Genomic DNA, 19,579 nt, shown 5'->3' with positions numbered 1-19,579 from the left:
TTTATTTTACTCTATTCTAGTATTCACTCGCTTAAAATTCACACTGGGTGGTAGACCTGGAGGAGGATTCTGGATCAGTTCTTTATTATATTCAATTCGCAGGCGAGAACGATTGGTGGGAATATTGGTTTGATTGGGTTCGAACCAACGACCTCCGAATTCAATGTAACCTGCTCTGCTGGTTCCATAAGTGTTTCCTTTCACGGCATTAAAGATCACATTCCTACCAAAAATCCCACCCACTATTGAAATGTTTGAGCCCACCCCAAAGATTTCAATATGTTCTTCCGAGTATAAGAACGCTCTTAGCTTCTGCTCAGTAGTTAAAGGGGATTCCAAATACAAATTAGTATTATAGATTCTTACTTTTTGTTTTCCAAATAGAACAAGACTTGTATAGTAGGGAGTTCCATCTGGATTGAACATCCGCATGCCACTAATCTTGGATTCTTTAATCTCCGTTTCTTTCAGAACATAGATTGTGGAGTCAAATTGAACATCCGCACTATCGATGGTTAAGTTTCCAGTGATGAATAGGGGACCACGGATTTTAGGACTCCCTTTTATATTCACATCTCCATCAATGAAGGCTCCCTTCCCAAAATCAACCAACTCCGTTCCGTTGATGGTGATTTTTCCTTTGGTTCCTGAGCGCTCCAAAGTAGAAAAACGGTTAAATGAAGCACTCTGTATGGTAATGTCCCCTGAATTCTCCGCGCGAATGGCAAGGGCTGAATGGTTTCCTGTAAAGGATGTTGCATTAGAAGGGGTAGCCGTTATTGTTTCTCCATCAATAGTCATGGTCGTTTGACTTAAAAGGTATCTACTTCTATTCTCGGCAATAGGAACATCACTAAAAAAAACAGTTTGCTCCACGATTTCAGGGTAGAAGGGTAGCTTGAAAACCTGATGAATGTTTTCGTGTGCAATAGGGAGATACTTTGCAGGTGCGTCCTCATGCTTTACTGGTGAAAGACTTAGTCCCGAATGATTCTGATAACTTGTGGTTGTTGTTAATTGTCCAATTTCTGTATTCGTAATTCTATAAATTTTCCCTCCTAGAGTCAGCCCAGCCCGAACTCCTGGAGTCAAGGATTCTATTGAAGGGCGATCGGTGTTTTGCCAATAGGCTGTGCTTCCCACACTAAAGTACCCTTTATTAACAGTAATCAAATTCCTTCTGACATAGATATCTCCCACAATGGAAGCTGCCCCATGCAGAAATAAATCTCCTGTTGCTCCCACAGCGTATTTTAGCTGTTCAGGAGCACTGACGATTTCTATTCTAAACGTTTGAGTGATTGTTTTTTTTCTGTTCCCTGTTTGATCTTCTCCGATAGACTGAACGTCCACTTGATACGTATATGGGACAGGAGAGTGAATATGTTTGATCTCCACTTCAGCCGAGCCTAAGGGTTGGGTAAAGGTACGCGGGTATTGGTTTAAGAATTGACTAATTGCCATACTGGCAGTTTCCTCTGTTAGATCAGGTAAGCTGGCTAATGAAGCATTAAATTTCTGCCAGTGTTCTTCAAAGTGTTCGATTCCTTTCTTCGCTTGATATAGGGCGACCGTATCCCCTTCACGAAAAGCATTTCTTTGAGCACCATTTAGTGAACTGCTTATGAGAGAAAGCCCTATTATGGCAAAAATAATAGTCATCAATAAAACCAAGAGAAGAGCCGAGCCACGCTCGTTTTGTAGCCATTTCATTGTTGACACCTCTATTCATCAATTCTAAGCAAATGAATGCGACTTTCTAAGATCATGGGTGAAGGCAGGGAGATCTGATGATGCCGCAGATTTAAGTGAATCACGATGGAATGGGAGGCTGGCTCATAGCTGATCGTCGAAGCCTCCTGTGAGAAATGAGGAGAAAGGATATTGGCTCCATCAATAACGGCGGTGCCAGTTGTATGATTAAACCCGATCGTAAGAATCTCTCCAGTGGTTTTTGTGACCTTAAGCAATGATTGATTTGTGCCTGCTGGACTACTCATGCTTTCCGCTCGATGTGCCATATATAAATGATTCATAAGCTGTGTCATAACAAGATCAGCTTCATCACGAATCAAGGCTTCTGCATTGATTTTTTTGTACTGGTTCATTCCGCTGATAATCATACTGGTAATCAGACCCGTAATCATCGAGAAAAGCACCAGCACGGCTAAGAGCTCGACAAGGGTAAGCCCTCGTTGGCTAGTGAGGATACGTATGACCAACTTTTGATTCATTCTTGAATCACGCTCCCAAGCTCTGCTAAGATTTGATCCTGCAACAGTACCCGAATTTGACTAGAATAGCCTATCCCTTGGGTTAAGAGACTTCCATTAGGCAAGTGAAACTGCCCTGTTGTTTGATGGTCCTCAACAATAATTTCAATATGATAGGTTAGATTATTAATCGTTGTCCTGTACAAGCTAGTACAATACTCGTTGTTCCCTCCAGAGGAAAGACAACGCTCGTAGGTAAAGCTTCCTTTGGACTCCGCTTCCTTAATCTCTGTATAATCATTCAGTCTTTCTGTCACTCCCCTCGCAATATTGATAGCCACAAGCTTATTTTTATTCTGTGTGTTGTAGCTGCTTGCTTGGATAAAAAAAGTAAAGAGCGAAAGAGAAATGATCGAAAGAATGACAAGCGCTGCTAATAGCTCCACTAAAGTAAGTCCTCGTTGATTCTTCATTACCTTCATGTTTTTTCCACCTCTAAGAGAATTGAGATCAATATACTTGATTCCAAAACTTACATATACCCTTTATATCGGTAAACAGGAGTGTAGAATTGACTAGTCACTGAAAAACCAGCTCGACACAACCGATATTTTATAGGACTGCATCAGAAAAAACATCAAAAATCTAGATGCTGAACAAAAGGGGATGGTCATTTGAAGAGAGATAAAAAGGAGCTTCTCCGCTCTGAAAATGGATTTACTCTTATTGAGGTTCTAGCTGCTCTAGTGATCATCAGTATTATCATAGGTCCCTTCTTAACCATGTATATTCAATCAGCCAATACGAATCGAGTTGCACAGACAATGGTTGATGCGAACTATGTAGCCCAAAAGAAAATGGAACATCTTTATTATCTAAGTGAAACATATGAATTCTCTGTCGCACTTTTGTCTTTGAAGAATGAAGGATTTACAGAATTCGTGCTTCTATCTGGACAGGACTATAGGTACAGCAAAACAACAGAAGATTTTCATGTAAGGATAGAGTTTATGTCATCGGCTTATTCTGGTGATCTTGTGAAGGCATTGGTAAAAGTATATGATGCTCCTTCTATGAAATTGGAAGCTCAAATGGAAACCATCCTATTGTGGAGGAATTAAGATGACTCAGCATATAAAGGGTAATCAAGGAATGACCTTAGTAGAAGTGCTGGCCGCTTTTTCTATATTGAGTTTATTACTGCTTTTGGTTAGTTCTATACATTTCTTTGGTCAAAAGAATTTTATGGATCAGACAAGCTGGGTCGAGAAGCAAGGAAGTGTTAGAGTAGCGATGAATCAAATAACCAAAGTCATTCGCAGTGCAGAGAGTGTCCACGTTTCAGGAGAAACGCTAATCATTAATGGGGCGGATCAATATCGAGTTACTAGCCAAGGGCTGGTACTAAATGGACAAGTCATCTTTCGGGACTTGGCAACGTGGAAGGTTGAGAAAGACGGTAATAAAGTCCTAATTGAACTGACAAGTACAGCTCACTCTAGTGGTCAAGCCGCTTCTATAGCGACAGAAATATATCTAAGGCAGTAGGAGGATGAGTCTTGAAACGAATCTATGATGTACCTTCATATTTCAATAACAATAAGGGCTCTGCTTTGGTTCTAGTCTTGCTGCTTGTCGTGGTCATTTCGATTCTTGGAGTATCTCTTTTAGGGGCAACACTACACAATGTTAGATTAAGCTCAATTGAACGAGAGTATCAAGCTGTTTATTATATCGCTGAAGCAGGGGTGAACTACAAGGTACAAGAGATGCAAGAGAAGGTGTTGGAGATTTACCAATCTAGTGTGGGGGAAGATAACTTCTTTCAACAAGCCGAGCATTATTTTGCACAGCCAACTATTCTGGACTCCTTTGAAATCTCTTTTGGCAAAAGACCGCAAGCCGAAGTGAAAGTCGAAAAGATGCAACGTGGTAAGTACAAAATCATTTCCAAGGGAACGATCGATCAGCGCACCAGAGTGTTGGAAAAAAACGTGGAATTGAATTGGGGTCATCAACACCGTTTTCCTACAGATATGGCTTTGTTTTCGATGCAATCTATTTCCTTGGCTGGAGGAGCGATCATTAATGGAGATATGGGAACTAACTCTACAGCCACTCATTCTGTGAAATTTTCCGGAGGAGCAGGTGTCCGTCATGGAGATTCGATCTATGTTGGACCTGGTGGTGGAAATGAGGTTGTACTTAAGGAAGCATGGATGACAGTTCCCAATCCAATTCCCTTAATCCAACCGAGAAGCTATCCTCTTCCTCCATTTCCTGAATTCCCAACATTACCACGCGCAGCTAACCGAATTCATAATGGATATCCAGTTATTTCTAATGGGAGGCTCCAGATCAATAATTCGGCAGTAGATAAGTATACTTTGGATCTAACACAGGATTTGTCTTTTTCCGAAGTAATCATTGATAGCAACTTTACCTTAAACATCAATGTGGGGAATCAGGATCGTAAAATGGTAGTAGATAAGCTGGATATCATAACCGGTCATGTCAAAATAATCGGTTCTGGAAAGCTAACAATCTATGTCAATGAGAGCATCACGATGGGCAGTGGAAGCACAATCAACACGAATCAAGACAATAAGACAGAAAATCTAAATATTTTTCTAAAAGCCACTACTCCTGCACAGAGTTTTGTTTTAGGGGGAGCACAGAAGATTTTCGGCTCATTTTATGCCCAAAATGCCACCATTGTAATGGAGCAAGGCGGAGGCTTTCAAGGAAATATTATTACGGGAGGCAATAGTCTTCGAATTCTAGGAGGAGCTTATGTTCGTGCTCAAGTGATGTATGCTCCCCATGCACATGTCCAGATACGAAATGGGGGAAACGTACTAGGTGCGGTGATTGCTCATTCTTTTTTCGCTGATGGTGGGTCCAAAGTAACGCACAGTCAAATAGATACTAGTTCATTTCTGCCTGTAGAAGGAGAAATCCAAAATTTATTGGTCACATATCCCAGCAAAGAGAACTAGAAGGTTTTCTTTCCCGCTTTAATTCCCTGCTGGAATAACCGATGAAGTTATTATAGAACAAATCACAGATGTCAGGGCAAGGCGGTGACCGCATTTTGAAGTCAAAACGAAAAAGATTAGGAGATCTACTTGTAGACTCTGGGCTTATTACAGAAGAACAATTGCTGACCGCTTTAAAGGAAAAAGGAAATAAAAAATTGGGAGAAACGCTTCTTGATCTTGGTTTTATTTCAGAACAAAGATTAATTGAAGTATTGGAGTTTCAACTCGGAATTCCTCATGTCAGTCTCTATAGATACCCTATTGATAAAAAAATATTAGCCATTGTTCCAAAAGAAGTCGCCAAGCGTAATATGTTGATTCCTTTGAAAAAAGAAGGGGATAGATTATATATTGCCATGACCGATCCCATGGATTTCTTCGCTATCGATGATCTGCGTCTTTCAACTGGCTTTAAAATCGAAACAGCGATCGCCAGTAAGGGAGACATTATTAAAGCGATTAATAAATATTATGACTATGATCATAGTATGGAGGACCTATTAGAAGAAGAAAAGCCAGTGGAAGAAATTCAAGAAGCAGTAGAAGAAGATTCCCCAGTGGTTAAGCTTGTGAATCAGATCTTATTAAATGGTGTACAGCTTAAGGCAAGTGATATTCATATAGATCCACAAGAAAATAAAGTCCTCGTAAGGTATCGAGTGGATGGAGTCTTACGAACGGAAAGAACCTTTCCTAAAAATATGCAAAGCATGATTATTGCACGCATTAAGATTATGGCAAATCTAAATATTACAGAGTATCGTATTCCACAGGATGGAAGAATTAAGGTCAATATTGAATTTCATCCCGTTGATTTACGAATCTCTACTCTTCCTACGGTCTACGGAGAGAAAATTGTAATGCGTATTCTAGATTTAGGCAGTACCTATAATGATCTGAACAAAATGAATTTAAGTACGGTAAACTTTGATCGGTTTGTTCAGATGATTGAACAGCCGACAGGAATTGTTCTTATTACAGGTCCGACTGGTTCAGGGAAATCTTCAACGTTATATGCCGCATTAAATCGTTTGAATTCGGACGATGTCAACATTATTACTGTAGAGGATCCCGTGGAATATCAATTAGAAGGCATTAATCAGGTACAGGTCAATTCGGCTGTTGGAATGACCTTTGCTAAAGGGCTTCGTGCCATTCTTCGTCAGGATCCCAATATTATTATGGTCGGTGAGATTCGAGATACCGAAACAGCGGAAATTGCGGTTCGTGCTTCGTTAACAGGGCACTTGGTTATCAGTACCATTCATACCAATGATTCAATTAGTACAGTGACCCGCTTAATCGATATGGGAATTGAACCATTCCTTGTTGCCGCCTCGCTGTCAGGGGTTGTATCCCAGCGCCTTATTCGTCGAGTATGCCCCGATTGCAAGACCGCTCATGAACCTACGCAACGGGAGATTACGATCTTTCAACGCAAGGGGATAGAGATTCAGCAGGTGTTGCGAGGAAAGGGATGCAGTGCTTGTAATATGACGGGGTACAAGGGCAGAGTTGCCATTCATGAAGTCTTGGTGATCGATGAGGAGGTTCGCCGCATGATCATGAATAATGGAACGATGGGAGAACTGAGGGATTTAGCGATTGAAAAAGGAACCATTTTTCTCCTTGATGATGGTCTGCAAAAGGTGAAGGAAGGCTTGACCACAACAGAAGAAGTATTGAAGGTTGCCATTAGTGATTAAGGGGGAGTAGAAGCAATGGATGATCATTTATATCGACTGTTGTCTACTGCATGTCAACTAAAAGCTTCCGATCTTCATCTCACCGTGGGAGTTCCACCAGTGATTCGATTGAATGGAGAGCTTAAGCAGTTGAAAGAAGAGAAGCTAACTCCGGAGAAAACTGAACAAATGGCAAGGAGCATCATGGATGAAGAAAAATGGGCGAAGCTAGTAGAAAAAGGAGAGATCGATTTCTCATTCGGGAGGGAAGGGCTTAGTCGCTTTCGAGTGAACGTCTATCATCAAAGGATGAGTAAAGCCATCGCCATACGAATGATTTCATCAGAGATCCCGCCCTTCGAATCCTTGTATATTCCAGACATCATGCAGAAGATGGTCAGAAAGTCGCAGGGCTTGATCTTGGTTACTGGACCAACAGGCAGTGGAAAATCCACCACCTTAGCCTCCTTGATTCGCTATATGAATGCAGAAATGAAAAAACATATTATCACCTTAGAGGATCCCATCGAGTACCTGCATAAACATCAAAACTCGATCATCAATCAACGGGAAATTGGTTTAGATACAGATAGCTTTGCCAATGGCTTGAGAGCGGCTTTACGACAGGACCCTGATGTGATTCTTGTGGGAGAGATGCGTGATTTAGAAACCATCTCTACAGCCATTACGGCAGCAGAAACAGGGCATTTAGTGCTCGCTACACTGCATACACCGGATGCTCCATCTACAATTGATCGCATTGTCGATGTGTTTCCGCCTAATCAACAGGCGCAGGTTCGAATACAGCTTGCTTCTGTCTTGCTCATCATTCTCTCGCAACGTCTTTTCCCAACGGCTGATCGTCGCGGTAGGAGAGTAGCGACAGAAATATTAGTGAATAATCCAGCCGTGGCGAATTTGATTCGTAATGAAAAAATTCATCAGCTTGTTAATGTCATGCAAACGGCACGAGCTCAAGGAATGCATACCTTAGAAATGTCCATTCAAGATTTGATCAAAAATCAAGTCATTACGAGAGAAGTAGCTGAACCTTATTTGAGGGAGATGAGTTCATAGTGGCTCAATTTCGATATGTCGGCCGTGATGCCAAAGGAAAACCGCGTAAAGGAAAAATGATCAGTAGCTCGAAAAGAGAGGCGATCGTCGATCTGAGGGGAAAAGGCATTGCTGTTTCTGAGATCCATGAGATTCAAGAAACCTTATTAAATAAAGAAATCACGATAGGAAATCCTGTTAAACTACAAGATTTTGTGATTTATTTACGCCAATTCTCTACCCTGCTACTGGCAGGCGTGACCGTAGTAGAGGCTACGAAGATTTTAGCCAGTCAAACACAAAGCAAAGCATTAAAAAAAGCGTTGTTCCAAGTGGAAGAGGATTTGCGATCAGGAAAACCGCTCTCTGAAGCGGCACAGAAGCATAAGAAAATTTTTCCTCCGATGTTTATTCATTTAGTTCAAGCAGGAGAGATATCTGGAAATCTGGAGGAAGTATTGGACCGGCTGGCTGTCTATTTTGAAAAACAGCACTATTCCATACAAAAAATCAAATCTGCGTTGACCTATCCAATTGTTATTCTTTTTGTAGCGATGGGGGCGGTGGCTTTTCTTCTAACCAATGTCGTCCCTACCTTTGCGACGATGTTTGAAGGGTTCGGTGCTGAGCTGCCTAAGATTACACAGTTTGTCTTAGGGGTCAGTGCTTGGATGCAGACGTTTTGGTGGTCTTTATTCCTATTACCCATAGCGTTAGTTAGTTCTTATATCCTATTAAACAAAAAAAGTTATAGTAAATATTACCTAGATTATGTTATATTGAAATTGCCTATATTCGGGAAATTATTACAAAAGGCAACGATTGCTAGAATCATGAGAACTCTTAGTTCATTGTTCAAAAGCTCCGTGCCAATATTACAGGCGCTCATCATAGTCGAGAAGGTATCTGGTAACGAGGTTATTGCCAAGGTACTGAGGGAATCAAGAGCCTCTCTTGAAAGAGGACAACCCTTGTCTGACCCGATGAGAAATCATTGGATCTTTCCTCCCATTGTCACTCAGATGGTGGCGATCGGGGAAAAGTCAGGCTCTCTCGATTTGATGCTGGCTAAGGTAGCCGATTTCTACGACAAAGAGGTAGAAAGTGCTACAGATGCCCTAAAATCATTAATCGAACCGCTTATGATTGTGCTTCTCGCTGCCATCGTGGGAGTCATCGTCTTAGCCATTATGGTGCCTATGTTTGAGGTCTTTAACCATGTTCAATAAAGCTTAACCAAATTAATGGTTAATGTATTTATCTTATAAATTTATATAACAAAGGAGAGAGTAGAAAATGGTGAAACGTTATCTTAAGAATCAGAAAGGGTTAACTCTTATTGAGTTGCTAGCTGTCGTTGTTATTCTAGGAATTATTGCGGCGATTGCTGTACCTGCTATTGGGAATATCATTGAAAATAGTAAGAAAGATGCCCATGTTGCTAATGCTCAACAATTATTGAATGCAGCTAGATTATATGCGGTTTCTGAAAGTCCAAGTACAGTAACGGTTACTATGACAACATTGAAAGAGAAGGGTTTCTTAGAAGATACACCTCAATCACCTGGTAACACAGCTTATGTTCCAGCTAATTGTACAGTGGAAATTAAGAATACTAATGGAGTATATGAGTATACTGTTACACTAGCAAAAGGATCTGGTGCTAATGATATTTTTGTTACAGGTACACCAACGCATCTAAATAGAAATAATGTGCTTAGAGTAAATTAATTTATAAAACATGAAAAGCCCTCCTTTATCGGGAGGGCCTTCATTTTAAAGGTGGATCAATATGACAACTCTCTATTACACCTATATTTTCATTATGGGTCTTCTCTTAGGCTCTTTTTATAATGTCGTCGGCTTGCGCATTCCTAAGGGAGAATCGATCATCCAGCCTCGTTCTCATTGTCCGAAATGTCAACGGGATTTAACGGCACTAGACTTAATCCCTGTTCTTTCGTATTTCCTACTCAAAGGGAAATGCAGTGGCTGTGGCTCAAGGATATCTCCCATTTATCCGATAATAGAAGTAGGAACAGCGGCTCTTTTTACGATCACTCCATGGTTGGTAGGATGGTCAAAGGAACTGCTGATTGCTTGGGTATTGATCTCTTTATTGGTCATTATTTTTATCTCTGATCTGCATTATATGATTATTCCAGATAAGGTCTTGCTTTTCTTTGGTCTGTTAATTGTCCTCCTTCGACTGTTATGGGTTCCGTTAGATCCTTGGTGGGATGGATTCCTTGGAGCAGTCATTGGCTTCACTCTTCTCTTAAGTATTGCCATAGTGAGTAAGGGAGGAATGGGTGGAGGAGATATTAAGTTATTTGCCGTCTTAGGACTTGTACTAGGTTGGAAAGGAGTCTTCCTTGCCTTTTTCTTCTCTGCTTTCTATGGCGCTATTATGGGGGGCGTGGGAATGCTTTTGGGCAAGGTCAAACGAGGACAGCCTTTTCCATTTGGTCCCGCCATCGTGCTGGGTTCGTTAACGACTTATTTTTTTGGAGAAAAAATCATGTTATGGTATGTCACTATCATCTTGCAGTAATGGGGGAAGCAGAATGGGCTTTAAATGGAAAATGGCGACGAAAAAGACGATCAATATCTTCATTTCAGATCATGTCATCCGTTTATTAGAATCAAAACAATCTGATTTGAATTCGATTGGCAGATCGAAGGAGAAATACCTTCCTTATGGACTGATTGAAGAAGGGAAGATTCAAGATCAGGAGCAATATAAGCAATTATTGCTCGAATGTGTGAAGGAATGGCAGATCAAAGGAGAAAATGTTCAGTTTCTTGTCCCTGATCCTGTCATAGTGGTTCGAAAAATTGAAATTCCTGACAATATTCTCGAGTCAGAAATTCAAGGCTATCTTTATTTAGAGCTAGGATCAACGATTCATCTTCCGTTTGACAACCCTATTTTTAATTACGAGGTCTTAGGTGTACAGGAAGGTAAAAAGGAGATATTGCTTTTTGCGGCACCTGAACCAGTTGTACAAGAATATGCCAAAGTCTTTGAGGATGTAGGGTTAAAGCCAATCGTAGCAGATATCTCTCCATTGGCACTCTATCGACTTTATTATAAGCTGAGTGCTTCAGATACGGATGAGGCAGTCTTATCCATTCAATTTAATTTACAGACGGTTACGGCAAGCATTTTTAAAAAGCATAAATTGATTTTTGTGCGTCAGTTAAAGATGAACATTTCGATAGATCAGTGGAGCATGGTTCAAAATGAACAAGGTCAACAAGCTCTTTCGTGGAAAGAGGAGGAGCAATATTTGCATTTTGAAATCCAAGAAATGCTGGAGGAAGTGGAACGAATTATTAATTTCTACCAATATTCCTTGAACAAAGATAGTGAGGAAGGGATTCCAAAAATTCTGCTCACTGGAGATCATCCTTATCTTGAGGAGATAAAAATGAATTTAGAAAAAACGGTAGAAGACACTGTTCATACTCTACACCACCATTCCATTTTACAAGAGGATAAGCAAGTATTGGACGGTTCTTATTACGTTCTAGCAGGACTTGCTTTAAAGGGAGGGATCTAGCATGCTAACTGATATTAACCTCCTTCCCCAGCGAGAGAAGCCAAGTACTGCCTACATGGTGATTCTATGGTTGTTGATTGGGATTGCTCTCTTCGGTTCTTTATATACAGGATTCCAATACTACCAGCTAACTAAAGAAAAAGAGATGAAAAAGCAGCAGCTTGAATTAACGATCAAGCTCCGAGAAGCAGTACAGACGAAGGTTGATGAAGGAGCTTTATCGTTTGGTTCAGCAAGAGAGTATCACGAGCTGATTTTAGGAGTTGAACAGCTTTCTCTTCCTTCGGTTACGATGATCGATGAATTAAGTGCCGCCCTTCCGGTAAAAGGATTTTTTAAGAATTATACATTTCAGGACGCAGGGAGCATTCGTTTAGCAGTGGAGTTCCCAACTCTTGAAGAAGCTGCTGGCTACCTCCATCAGTTAATTTATATGGAGTGGGTTGAGAAAGCAGAAATGCCAACGGTCATAGAGAACTGTGGCTGTGAAAAAGGAAATTATTTAGCCGAATACGATCTTACGCTGAACAAAGCTAGCTTTGAAGCAAGGAAAGGAGCAGAGAAGTGATGTCAGGAAATACGCTTAGAATACTGAAGCTAATCACTTTTTTTCTTCTTATTACAGGAGCTTTTTCTCTTTCATATTACCAATTTATTAATCCTGCTAAGCAAGAGATTGAAGAAACGGTCAAGCAGCTACAATTTGAGGATCAAGTGTTATCCGCCTTGCAACAGAAAGTGATGGAACAGGAGGAAGCATCGAAGCTAGATACGCTTGAACTGCAAAATAAGATTCCTACCAATCCCAATATAGATGGATTGGTGATGGATCTAAGAGAGGTAGAGAAAGCGACTAAGAGTAGAATTTACAATCTTGTTTTCAATGAGCAAGAAGCAGAGGATCCATCCATCATGACAGAGCAAGCAGGAGCGAGTGTGCAGGAAGAAAATCCTGCTGAAGCGGAAGCGCAGGATCAATTGCCTGCCTTGACCAAAATTACAGCAACGATTACTTTAAAATCTCCGAACTTTCAGGAGCTTCGACAGTTTATTATAGGACTGGAAAAACTGGAAAGGACGATCAAGGTGGATAGTATTACCTTTGGCGAGGAGGCGAAAGATATTATCTATACGGTGATGATATCAGCTATTATGCACCTAAATTTCATGGGCAGGTTGAGGAACGTCCAAGGAACTCTTTTCCATCTCCTAGCTTAAAAAAGAATCCCTTAAAAACAGGTGGAGAGTAAATATAATGGAAAGTAAGTAAAATGGGAAGGAGCCTATATCATAACAAGGCTCTTTTTTTTCTTGTTCTAATTCTTCTATTTTTTCATAGATTTAGAGTATAGAAGGATAAAGGAGCGGTTGTGATGGAGAAGAAAAACAGAATAACAATCCAATTTAATCATGATCAAAATGTGACGAAACAGGTGAACAAGGAGCCAAAGTTTTTTTCAACTTCTCATTCAAAGTCTGATTCATTTCATCATCATAAGGATTCATTTGTTAGAGAGGATTTCTCTACAAGGAAGCAGTCCACGACACAATCATTTAATGAATCATTCAGTAACTCATTAAATGATTCAGTGAATGAAACATCGAATAAACCATTAAATCATTCATTAGCGCATTCTTTAAGTCATTCATCAGAAGATGATAGGGAGATTGAACTGAGCTTTGTGCAAGAGAAGAAGGCAAACTTTAGTCGGCAGAATAAATATAGATGGAGTCGTGCGTGGAGAAAAAGCTATAAAGTGATATTAAATGTAGGAGCAGCAATCGGAGTTGGCATTTTGCTTGGGATCATGGTGCTCTCTATTTTTTCTAGTTTGAACAAGGAGATAGGTCCTGAAGCAGCAGCACAAAAAGATGTGGAACAAGGAATGGTCAATGGACCAGCAACGGAGATAGAAGGGAATGAACAAGCTTCGGATGAAATTCCTTTGTTGATTCCTACAGGGAGCCTTGAAGATGGGGTACTACAATTGCCTGGAAGATCCTATTATGTGATTCAGGCAGGCGCATTTTCTGATATAGAAGCGGCAAAAGAAATTCTTCAGAACCACCAGTCAGCCGGATATCCAGGAATATTATTAGGGGAGCAAGCCCCCTATCGTTTTTATATTGGAGTCGCTCCGACCAAAGAAGAGGCGAATCAGATCGCAAATGTATATAAAGAACAAGGGATTGAAATTTTTGTTAGGGAACATAAGAGATCAGATATGGTCGGACAAGTCCATGCTGATCAGGAACATACCAAGCTTTTCCCCGGTTTATTGAGCAAAGGGGATCAATTAGTAGAGCAAATGTGTAAGATCACCGGTCAAGGAATTGGGAGTCGAGACCATCAATTAAGTGCGAAAGAGTGGAATCAGCTTCAAGAGCTTCATCGCGCCGTACTGGACGAGGGACGTCAGGTGTTTAGCTCATGGCAAGGAGAAGGAAAGAAGAATGGGGAGCAGCTCCTTCATCATCTGACAACAGGCGTCAATGCGCTAGAAACGTATCGAAAGCAGAATCATACCGTTTACTTATGGCAGACTCAACAAGCTGTATTAGAGTATTTGAAGGAGTATGAAAAGTTTGTCTCGGCTGACCAGTAAAGAGAAGTTTTAGTATCTACTTCCTAATTTAATCCAATTTCTAATTTCAATTTATTAATATCTTGTGTACTATTTTTTTGAATTCTTGTACGGTTTGATCTACAAATTGAAGCCATGCTGAATCCATATCCTTGCTATCTTTTGTTATATTAGCATATAGTTTTTCTACTAAAATAGAATCCTTATATCCATTAATGACATATTCGTTCCAATATTCTTCCTCAGTAATACCTAGACCTTCGATTAAGCTTTGAATATATTGTAATGCTTCTTTTGCTCCGTCATTGTTAGGATCTTGTAATAGTTTTCTTTGTTCTTTTGCTTTTAATACTGCTTCATCATCTGAAACAAATATATTCAGCTCTTTTCCTTTATTGTTCATAGCAACATTGAAGATAGCGATCTCCAAAGCTTCTATTTTTGCTTTTTCTGGGTTCATATTAAATGCATTTTCTAAATAAGAAGCATATTCTTTAACCTTTAGTGTGTCTAAGTTCTCTGAGGAAGGATTCATATCTTTTATATTAGTATCCCCAATACGTTTGCTCGTTTTTCCATGGTTTCTTAATTCTTGATCTTCTTTGATTTGTTGACCTCTATTTTTAATAACTGAGGAATCAATGGTCTCATTTTCAGAGAATTCCACATCTGTAAATACTTCTAAATCGCTTGCGCTTTCTATTTTGTTTTTAGAATTTGCTATTATCACTGAAGCTGAAAATACAGTCGTAACAATTAAAAAAGCAAGAAAGAATTTTTTCATTTAGAGCACCTCCTAAATATTAGACCAACTGTAGTTAAAAAATGTTTCGAATATTCTTTTCGATAGTAAAGACTCAGTTACGATCTATTTCTATATTTTAAGATATTTTCATCAGTTTTTTAAGATTTACTCCTTGAATTTTCTTTTTTTTCTGTCGATATATAAGGTAGTGTTCAGAAAAAAAGGGAGTGAGAGGATGCGGTTCTCAGTAGCGAAGAAAATTATCATTAGTTATGCCATTATCCTAGTCTTATTATTTAGTATCGGTGCAGCAAGCTATTTTAGCATGCAAGAAATTCAGGATCAGCAAAAAAAGATTATCTCGGAAGTACAGCCAATTGAAGATACGTTAAATCAAATTTCGGTCGATATTTTGAATCAAGATACTTCGATTCGAGGGTATTTATTATTAGGGAACATCAATTATCTAGACCCTTATTATGAATCGAAAGAGCAGATGGAGCAGGAACTGGAGAAATTAACGGAATTCGTTCAAGGGTATCCCAGAATTTTAGAGCTGGTGGAAGAAATGAAGCCACAGATTTCGAAGCTATCCGCATATTTCGAATCTCAAATTAAGCTGGTCGAAGGTGGTAAGATTGTACAGGCAAGAGTAGGAGTTCCTAATGGAACCATTCTGTATGATTTATATAATGAAACTCAGCTTCAGGTAAAGGAAGAGGTGGCTATTCTTGTCCAAGAAGCGTTAGATGCTACCGATTCAGTACAACAGAAGGCTCTTTTCATCTTGGCAGGATCTATTTTACTAGCGATTGTGATCACTGTTGTCAACGCGGTTGTTCTAATTCGTAGTATTTCTACACCAGTCAGACATGTGGCAGAAGCCCTTGAGGAAGTAGCTGGAGGGAATTTGATGATCGAGCCACTTAAGGTAAGAAATAAGGATGAGCTTGCTGATCTTGTCCATTCAACCAATCGTATGGTAGAAGATTTAAGATCTATTCTAACTATGATTACAGATACTTCTCAACAGGTCGCCAGTTCCTCTGAGGAATTAACGGCGAGTGCAGAACAAACCACGCTAGCGACAGAACAAATTGCTTATACGACTCAGCAAGTGGCTTCAGGAGCTGAGGATCAGCTGCGAAGTGTGGAACAGGCTGTGGAATCATTACAGGTGATGCTAAGAGCCGTGCAAGGTATTACACATCGCAACGATGAGCTTACCTCACTAACTTTAGAAGCTAGAGAAATCTCTCAGTTGGGAGGGAGTAGGGTAGCGTCTGTCGTTACAGGAATGAATGAAATTCATTTGAATGTTCAAGAGATTGCTCAGACGATTACCAGATTAGGGGAACACTCACAAAATATCGATGCAATTGTTACAATTATTACAAGTATTGCAGAACAAACCAATTTGTTAGCCCTCAATGCAGCGATTGAGGCAGCTAGGGCAGGAGAGCATGGTAAGGGCTTTGCCGTAGTAGCCGATGAGATTCGCAAATTAGCTGAACAATCCAAAGGCTCAGCACAGGAAATTATGAGTCTCATTCATGTCATTCAGGAGGAAACGGAACAGGCTGTTTCCATCATGCGAGTAGGAGCGGACAAAGTGGAAGACGGCATGGTAAAAACAGATGAGGTACGAAATGCTTTCATGACGATAGAACAAGCGGTAGAAAAAGTGGATCATAAAGTAAGTGAGGTTACGGAGGAAGTGAGAAAGGTAGCCTCAGAAAATGCTCAAGTAATGGAAATGATTGAGGTAGTAAGGGCCTCAGCAGAAGAAAGTGCCAAGGCAAGTGAGGATAACTCAGCTTCGACAGAAGAGCAATTAGCAACGATGGAAGAAGTGTCATCCTCCTCAGAAGCCCTATCACATTTGGCTGATGAAATGCAGAAGCAACTGTCAAAATTCAAGTTACAATAAATGCGACATATATACACTAGATGTGTCGAAACATCTAGTGTATTTTTGTTTAGCTAATTGTTGTTTCCGTGTACACCATCTGCTACACTTTAACTAGCATCTAAAAGAAGAAGAGGAGAAACCAATGCCTAAAAACACGATTGTTTTGGTGATCATCTTAGTAATCGGGCTTTTATTTGGGAGTATTTTGGGGGAAATATTACGTCCGTGGATTCCTTTTTTATCGACAGGAAAAGCTGTTACTTGGGAACCAAAAGCGGATTTAGATATTTTGAAATATGAATTTTTTATTCAGGTCAAACTAAACTTATCTAGTGTTTTAGGTTTAGTCTTCGCTTTTTGGCTTTACCGAAGAGCATAATCCATAGGGGTTAATAGCCAATCTAATGGAATAGGAGTTTGAAGTAAATGAAAAATCAACGTCCCATCGTACTAGCCTCTGGATCTCCGCGTAGAAGAGAATTATTGTCCGGCTTAGGGCTTGAATTTGTCGTTCTAGTTAGCGATATAAATGAGGAAGTAGACGAACCATGTTCTCCAGCTGAATTAGTGGAAACTCTTGCTCTAAAGAAAGCACAAGCTGTTGCCAAACAAGTAGATACAGGTTTGGTTATAGGATCTGATACAATTGTCGTATTAAATGAGGAAGTTCTTGGAAAGCCTAAGGATGAGGAAGAAGCTTTTTCAATGCTTTCACGCTTACAGGGGAAGAGCCATGTGGTTTTTTCTGGACTTGCTGTGCTTGATGTAGATACAGGAGGTATCAAGGTTGGACATCAGTCTACGGAAGTGAGAATGCGTGAGGTTTCTGAAGAGGAAATTCGTCAATATATTGCCACAAAAGAACCGATGGACAAGGCAGGATCTTATGCGATTCAAGGAATTGGTGCAATCTTAGTTGAAGGAGTGGTTGGAGATTATTTCTCTGTGGTTGGACTACCTCTTCGTTTAACAGCTCAGTTTTTAAAAGAATGTGGTGTTAATATATTGGAGGGATGATCTTGTCTTATGTTGAAGATAAGATGATGATCCGTGACTACCCCATAGAAGAGCGTCCACGAGAACGGATGGTCAAAGAAGGTGCAGATAAATTAAGTAATCAAGAACTCATTGCGATATTACTGCGGACAGGAACCAAGAATGAGTCTGTCTTTCAGCTTTCTTCTCGAGTTTTGAAGGAGTTAGGCTCGATTCGTCATTTGAATGAAATGAGCATTGATGAACTAACAAGAATCAAGGGAATCGGACAAGCCAAAGCTGTCCAGATCATAGCAGGCTTGGAGCTGGGGAGAAGAGTAGCAAGAAAGAGAGCAGAGGTCATGACGATTCGCTCCCCCCAAGAAGCAGCTACATATCTAATGGAAGTGATTGGTCTTGATCAACAGGAAAAGTTTTATTGTCTTTACTTAAATACAAAAAATCAAATTATATATGAAAAAACCGTTTTTATGGGAAGCTTAAATTCATCCATCGTTCATCCGCGTGAAGTCTATAAGGAAGCCTTGAAGTGGAGTGCGGCATCTATTATTGTTTCTCATAATCACCCTAGCGGTGATCCATCTCCGAGCAGAGAAGATATTGAAGTAACGAAGAGGTTGATTGAAGCTGGGGAGATCATAGGCATTGAATGCTTAGATCACCTGATTATTGGTGATGGACGATTTTGCAGTTTAAAGGAGCAAGGATATATTTAAGTTCTTCATTTTTCTTGGACATGAAGGGAGAAATACATACATGTTTAGTGGATTTTCAAAGGATATGGGAATAGATTTAGGTACAGCCAATACGCTGGTTTATGTAAAAGGGAAGGGTGTTGTCGTTCGTGAGCCATCAGTAGTAGCGATCCGTACAGATTCTGGTTCCATCGAGGCAGTAGGGAATACAGCAAAAAATATGATTGGACGTACTCCAGGAAATATTGTTGCGGTCCGCCCGATGAAGGATGGAGTGATAGCGGATTTCGAAACAACAGCCACCATGATGAAATACTTTATTAATCAGGCGCAGAAGAAGAAGTCCTTCTTTTCTAAGAAGCCTAATGTTGTGGTCTGTGTTCCTTCTGGAATTACAGCCGTAGAGAAAAGGGCGGTCGAGGATGCGACTAAACAAGCGGGAGCAAAAGAAGCCTTTACCATTGAAGAGCCGTTTGCTGCGGCAATAGGTGCTGATCTTCCTGTTTGGGAGCCTACGGGAAGTATGGTTGTTGATATAGGCGGAGGGACAACAGAAGTGGCTATCATCTCGCTCGGTGGAATTGTTACCAGTCGCTCTATTCGAGTCGCAGGTGATGAAATGGACGATGCCATCATACAATATGTAAAGAAGCATTATAATCTAATGATTGGTGAAAGAACGGCTGAAAAGCTAAAGCTGGATATTGGATCTGCTGGTATTGGCAATGAAAGCATTGAATTAGACATTCGAGGAAGAGATTTATTAACGGGTTTACCAAAAACCTTAACTGTCACTTCAAAAGAAATAGCAGAAGCTCTTTCTGATACGGTATACTCAATCATAGAAGCTGTTAAGGTGACCCTTGAGAAAGCCCCGCCAGAACTATCGGCTGATGTTATGGACAGAGGCATTGTTCTAACAGGAGGAGGAGCCCTTCTTCGAAATCTGGATCGGGTGATCAGTGAGGAAACAGGGATTCCTGTTATTGTAGCAGAGCATGCTTTAGATTGTGTCGCCATTGGGACAGGAAGATATCTTGAATATAAGTTTTCAAAAAAATAAGCACGGATGAATGTACTAGATA

At 40.2% G+C, this 19,579-nt stretch carries 21 protein-coding genes; 17 read left to right on the top strand and 4 right to left on the bottom strand.

The annotated features are described in order from the left end of the window. Positions 1 to 6: 6 nt before the first annotated feature. From JCM10596_RS12540 to JCM10596_RS27875, 3 genes are read right to left on the bottom strand one after another with little or no spacing between them, the layout of a single operon-like run. Positions 7 to 1,713 carry a hypothetical protein gene (locus JCM10596_RS12540; protein WP_025027428.1) on the bottom strand — a complete coding sequence of 569 codons (1,707 nt, stop codon included), beginning with the start codon at positions 1,711 to 1,713 and terminating at the stop codon, positions 7 to 9. Positions 1,714 to 1,724: 11 nt separating this feature from the next. Continuing rightward, positions 1,725 to 2,234 carry a prepilin-type N-terminal cleavage/methylation domain-containing protein gene (locus JCM10596_RS27880; RefSeq protein ID WP_025027427.1) on the bottom strand — a complete coding sequence of 170 codons (510 nt, stop codon included), beginning with the start codon at positions 2,232 to 2,234 and terminating at the stop codon, positions 1,725 to 1,727. Next, positions 2,231 to 2,695 (bottom strand): type IV pilus modification PilV family protein, encoded by a 465-nt coding sequence (locus JCM10596_RS27875; RefSeq protein WP_025027426.1) that lies wholly within the window; start codon positions 2,693 to 2,695, stop codon positions 2,231 to 2,233. The genes JCM10596_RS27880 and JCM10596_RS27875 overlap by 4 nt, the downstream gene beginning before the upstream one ends. A 192-nt stretch (positions 2,696 to 2,887) precedes the next feature. Here JCM10596_RS27875 and JCM10596_RS27870 point away from each other — a divergent pair, with 192 nt between their 5' ends. The 12 genes from JCM10596_RS27870 (at position 2,888) to JCM10596_RS12470 (ending at position 14,167) form a co-directional block, all read left to right on the top strand. After that, positions 2,888 to 3,334: a type IV pilus modification PilV family protein gene (locus tag JCM10596_RS27870; protein ID WP_025027425.1), complete on the top strand. Its 447-nt coding sequence runs from the start codon at positions 2,888 to 2,890 to the stop codon at positions 3,332 to 3,334. Position 3,335: 1 nt separating this feature from the next. Then, positions 3,336 to 3,761, top strand: a complete 426-nt coding sequence (locus JCM10596_RS12520; protein WP_025027424.1) for a prepilin-type N-terminal cleavage/methylation domain-containing protein — start codon at positions 3,336 to 3,338, stop codon at positions 3,759 to 3,761. A gap of 11 nt (positions 3,762 to 3,772) precedes the next feature. After that, positions 3,773 to 5,212, top strand: coding sequence for a DUF7305 domain-containing protein (locus JCM10596_RS12515; RefSeq protein ID WP_025027423.1), 1,440 nt, complete (start codon positions 3,773 to 3,775; stop codon positions 5,210 to 5,212). Positions 5,213 to 5,280: 68 nt separating this feature from the next. Further along, the gene (locus JCM10596_RS12510; RefSeq protein ID WP_034681280.1) at positions 5,281 to 6,960 is read left to right on the top strand and encodes a GspE/PulE family protein; all 1,680 of its coding nucleotides are present in this window, start codon (positions 5,281 to 5,283) and stop codon (positions 6,958 to 6,960) included. A 15-nt stretch (positions 6,961 to 6,975) separates the two neighbouring features. Beyond that, entirely contained in the window at positions 6,976 to 8,016 is a 1,041-nt protein-coding gene (locus JCM10596_RS12505) for a type IV pilus twitching motility protein PilT (protein WP_025027421.1), read from the top strand. Continuing rightward, positions 8,016 to 9,224, top strand: a complete 1,209-nt coding sequence (locus tag JCM10596_RS12500) for a type II secretion system F family protein (protein WP_025027420.1) — start codon at positions 8,016 to 8,018, stop codon at positions 9,222 to 9,224. The genes JCM10596_RS12505 and JCM10596_RS12500 overlap by 1 nt, the downstream gene beginning before the upstream one ends. 67 nt (positions 9,225 to 9,291) lie before the next feature. Then, entirely contained in the window at positions 9,292 to 9,726 is a 435-nt protein-coding gene (locus JCM10596_RS28720) for a type II secretion system protein (protein WP_025027419.1), read from the top strand. A 61-nt stretch (positions 9,727 to 9,787) separates the two neighbouring features. Continuing rightward, positions 9,788 to 10,549: a prepilin peptidase gene (locus JCM10596_RS12490; protein WP_025027418.1), complete on the top strand. Its 762-nt coding sequence runs from the start codon at positions 9,788 to 9,790 to the stop codon at positions 10,547 to 10,549. 13 nt (positions 10,550 to 10,562) lie between these two features. Further along, positions 10,563 to 11,561, top strand: a complete 999-nt coding sequence (gene pilM / locus JCM10596_RS12485; RefSeq protein ID WP_025027417.1) for a type IV pilus biogenesis protein PilM — start codon at positions 10,563 to 10,565, stop codon at positions 11,559 to 11,561. A 1-nt stretch (position 11,562) separates the two neighbouring features. Further along, positions 11,563 to 12,129 (top strand): PilN family protein, encoded by a 567-nt coding sequence (locus tag JCM10596_RS12480; RefSeq protein ID WP_025027416.1) that lies wholly within the window; start codon positions 11,563 to 11,565, stop codon positions 12,127 to 12,129. After that, the gene (locus JCM10596_RS12475; protein WP_025027415.1) at positions 12,129 to 12,779 is read left to right on the top strand and encodes a hypothetical protein; all 651 of its coding nucleotides are present in this window, start codon (positions 12,129 to 12,131) and stop codon (positions 12,777 to 12,779) included. Before JCM10596_RS12480 ends, JCM10596_RS12475 begins: the two co-directional genes overlap by 1 nt. Before the next feature lie 155 nt (positions 12,780 to 12,934). Further along, positions 12,935 to 14,167: an SPOR domain-containing protein gene (locus JCM10596_RS12470; RefSeq protein ID WP_025027414.1), complete on the top strand. Its 1,233-nt coding sequence runs from the start codon at positions 12,935 to 12,937 to the stop codon at positions 14,165 to 14,167. A gap of 46 nt (positions 14,168 to 14,213) precedes the next feature. Here JCM10596_RS12470 and JCM10596_RS12465 read toward each other — a convergent pair whose 3' ends face one another. Next, positions 14,214 to 14,930 (bottom strand): hypothetical protein, encoded by a 717-nt coding sequence (locus tag JCM10596_RS12465; protein ID WP_025027413.1) that lies wholly within the window; start codon positions 14,928 to 14,930, stop codon positions 14,214 to 14,216. 196 nt (positions 14,931 to 15,126) lie between these two features. Here JCM10596_RS12465 and JCM10596_RS12460 point away from each other — a divergent pair, with 196 nt between their 5' ends. From JCM10596_RS12460 to JCM10596_RS25335, 5 genes are all read left to right on the top strand, one after another. After that, positions 15,127 to 16,821 carry a methyl-accepting chemotaxis protein gene (locus JCM10596_RS12460; protein WP_025027412.1) on the top strand — a complete coding sequence of 565 codons (1,695 nt, stop codon included), beginning with the start codon at positions 15,127 to 15,129 and terminating at the stop codon, positions 16,819 to 16,821. 124 nt (positions 16,822 to 16,945) lie between these two features. After that, entirely contained in the window at positions 16,946 to 17,182 is a 237-nt protein-coding gene (locus JCM10596_RS12455) for a DUF4321 domain-containing protein (protein WP_025027411.1), read from the top strand. Positions 17,183 to 17,229: 47 nt separating this feature from the next. Then, complete coding sequence (locus JCM10596_RS12450; protein ID WP_025027410.1) at positions 17,230 to 17,820, top strand: Maf family protein; 591 nt, start codon at positions 17,230 to 17,232, stop codon at positions 17,818 to 17,820. Between the two features lie 23 nt (positions 17,821 to 17,843). Continuing rightward, on the top strand, positions 17,844 to 18,515 hold the full coding sequence (gene radC / locus JCM10596_RS12445) for a RadC family protein (protein WP_199900138.1): 672 nt from the start codon (positions 17,844 to 17,846) through the stop codon (positions 18,513 to 18,515). A gap of 40 nt (positions 18,516 to 18,555) precedes the next feature. Continuing rightward, on the top strand, positions 18,556 to 19,557 hold the full coding sequence (locus JCM10596_RS25335; protein ID WP_034681276.1) for a rod shape-determining protein: 1,002 nt from the start codon (positions 18,556 to 18,558) through the stop codon (positions 19,555 to 19,557). The last annotated feature ends 22 nt before the right edge of the window (positions 19,558 to 19,579 follow it).

Source organism: Caldalkalibacillus mannanilyticus JCM 10596 (assembly GCF_000615945.1).
GTDB lineage: Bacteria > Bacillota > Bacilli > Caldalkalibacillales > JCM-10596 > Bacillus_AT > Bacillus_AT mannanilyticus.
The sequence above is the reverse complement of the archived record's forward strand: the minus strand, read 5'-3'. Positions and strand labels throughout refer to the sequence as shown.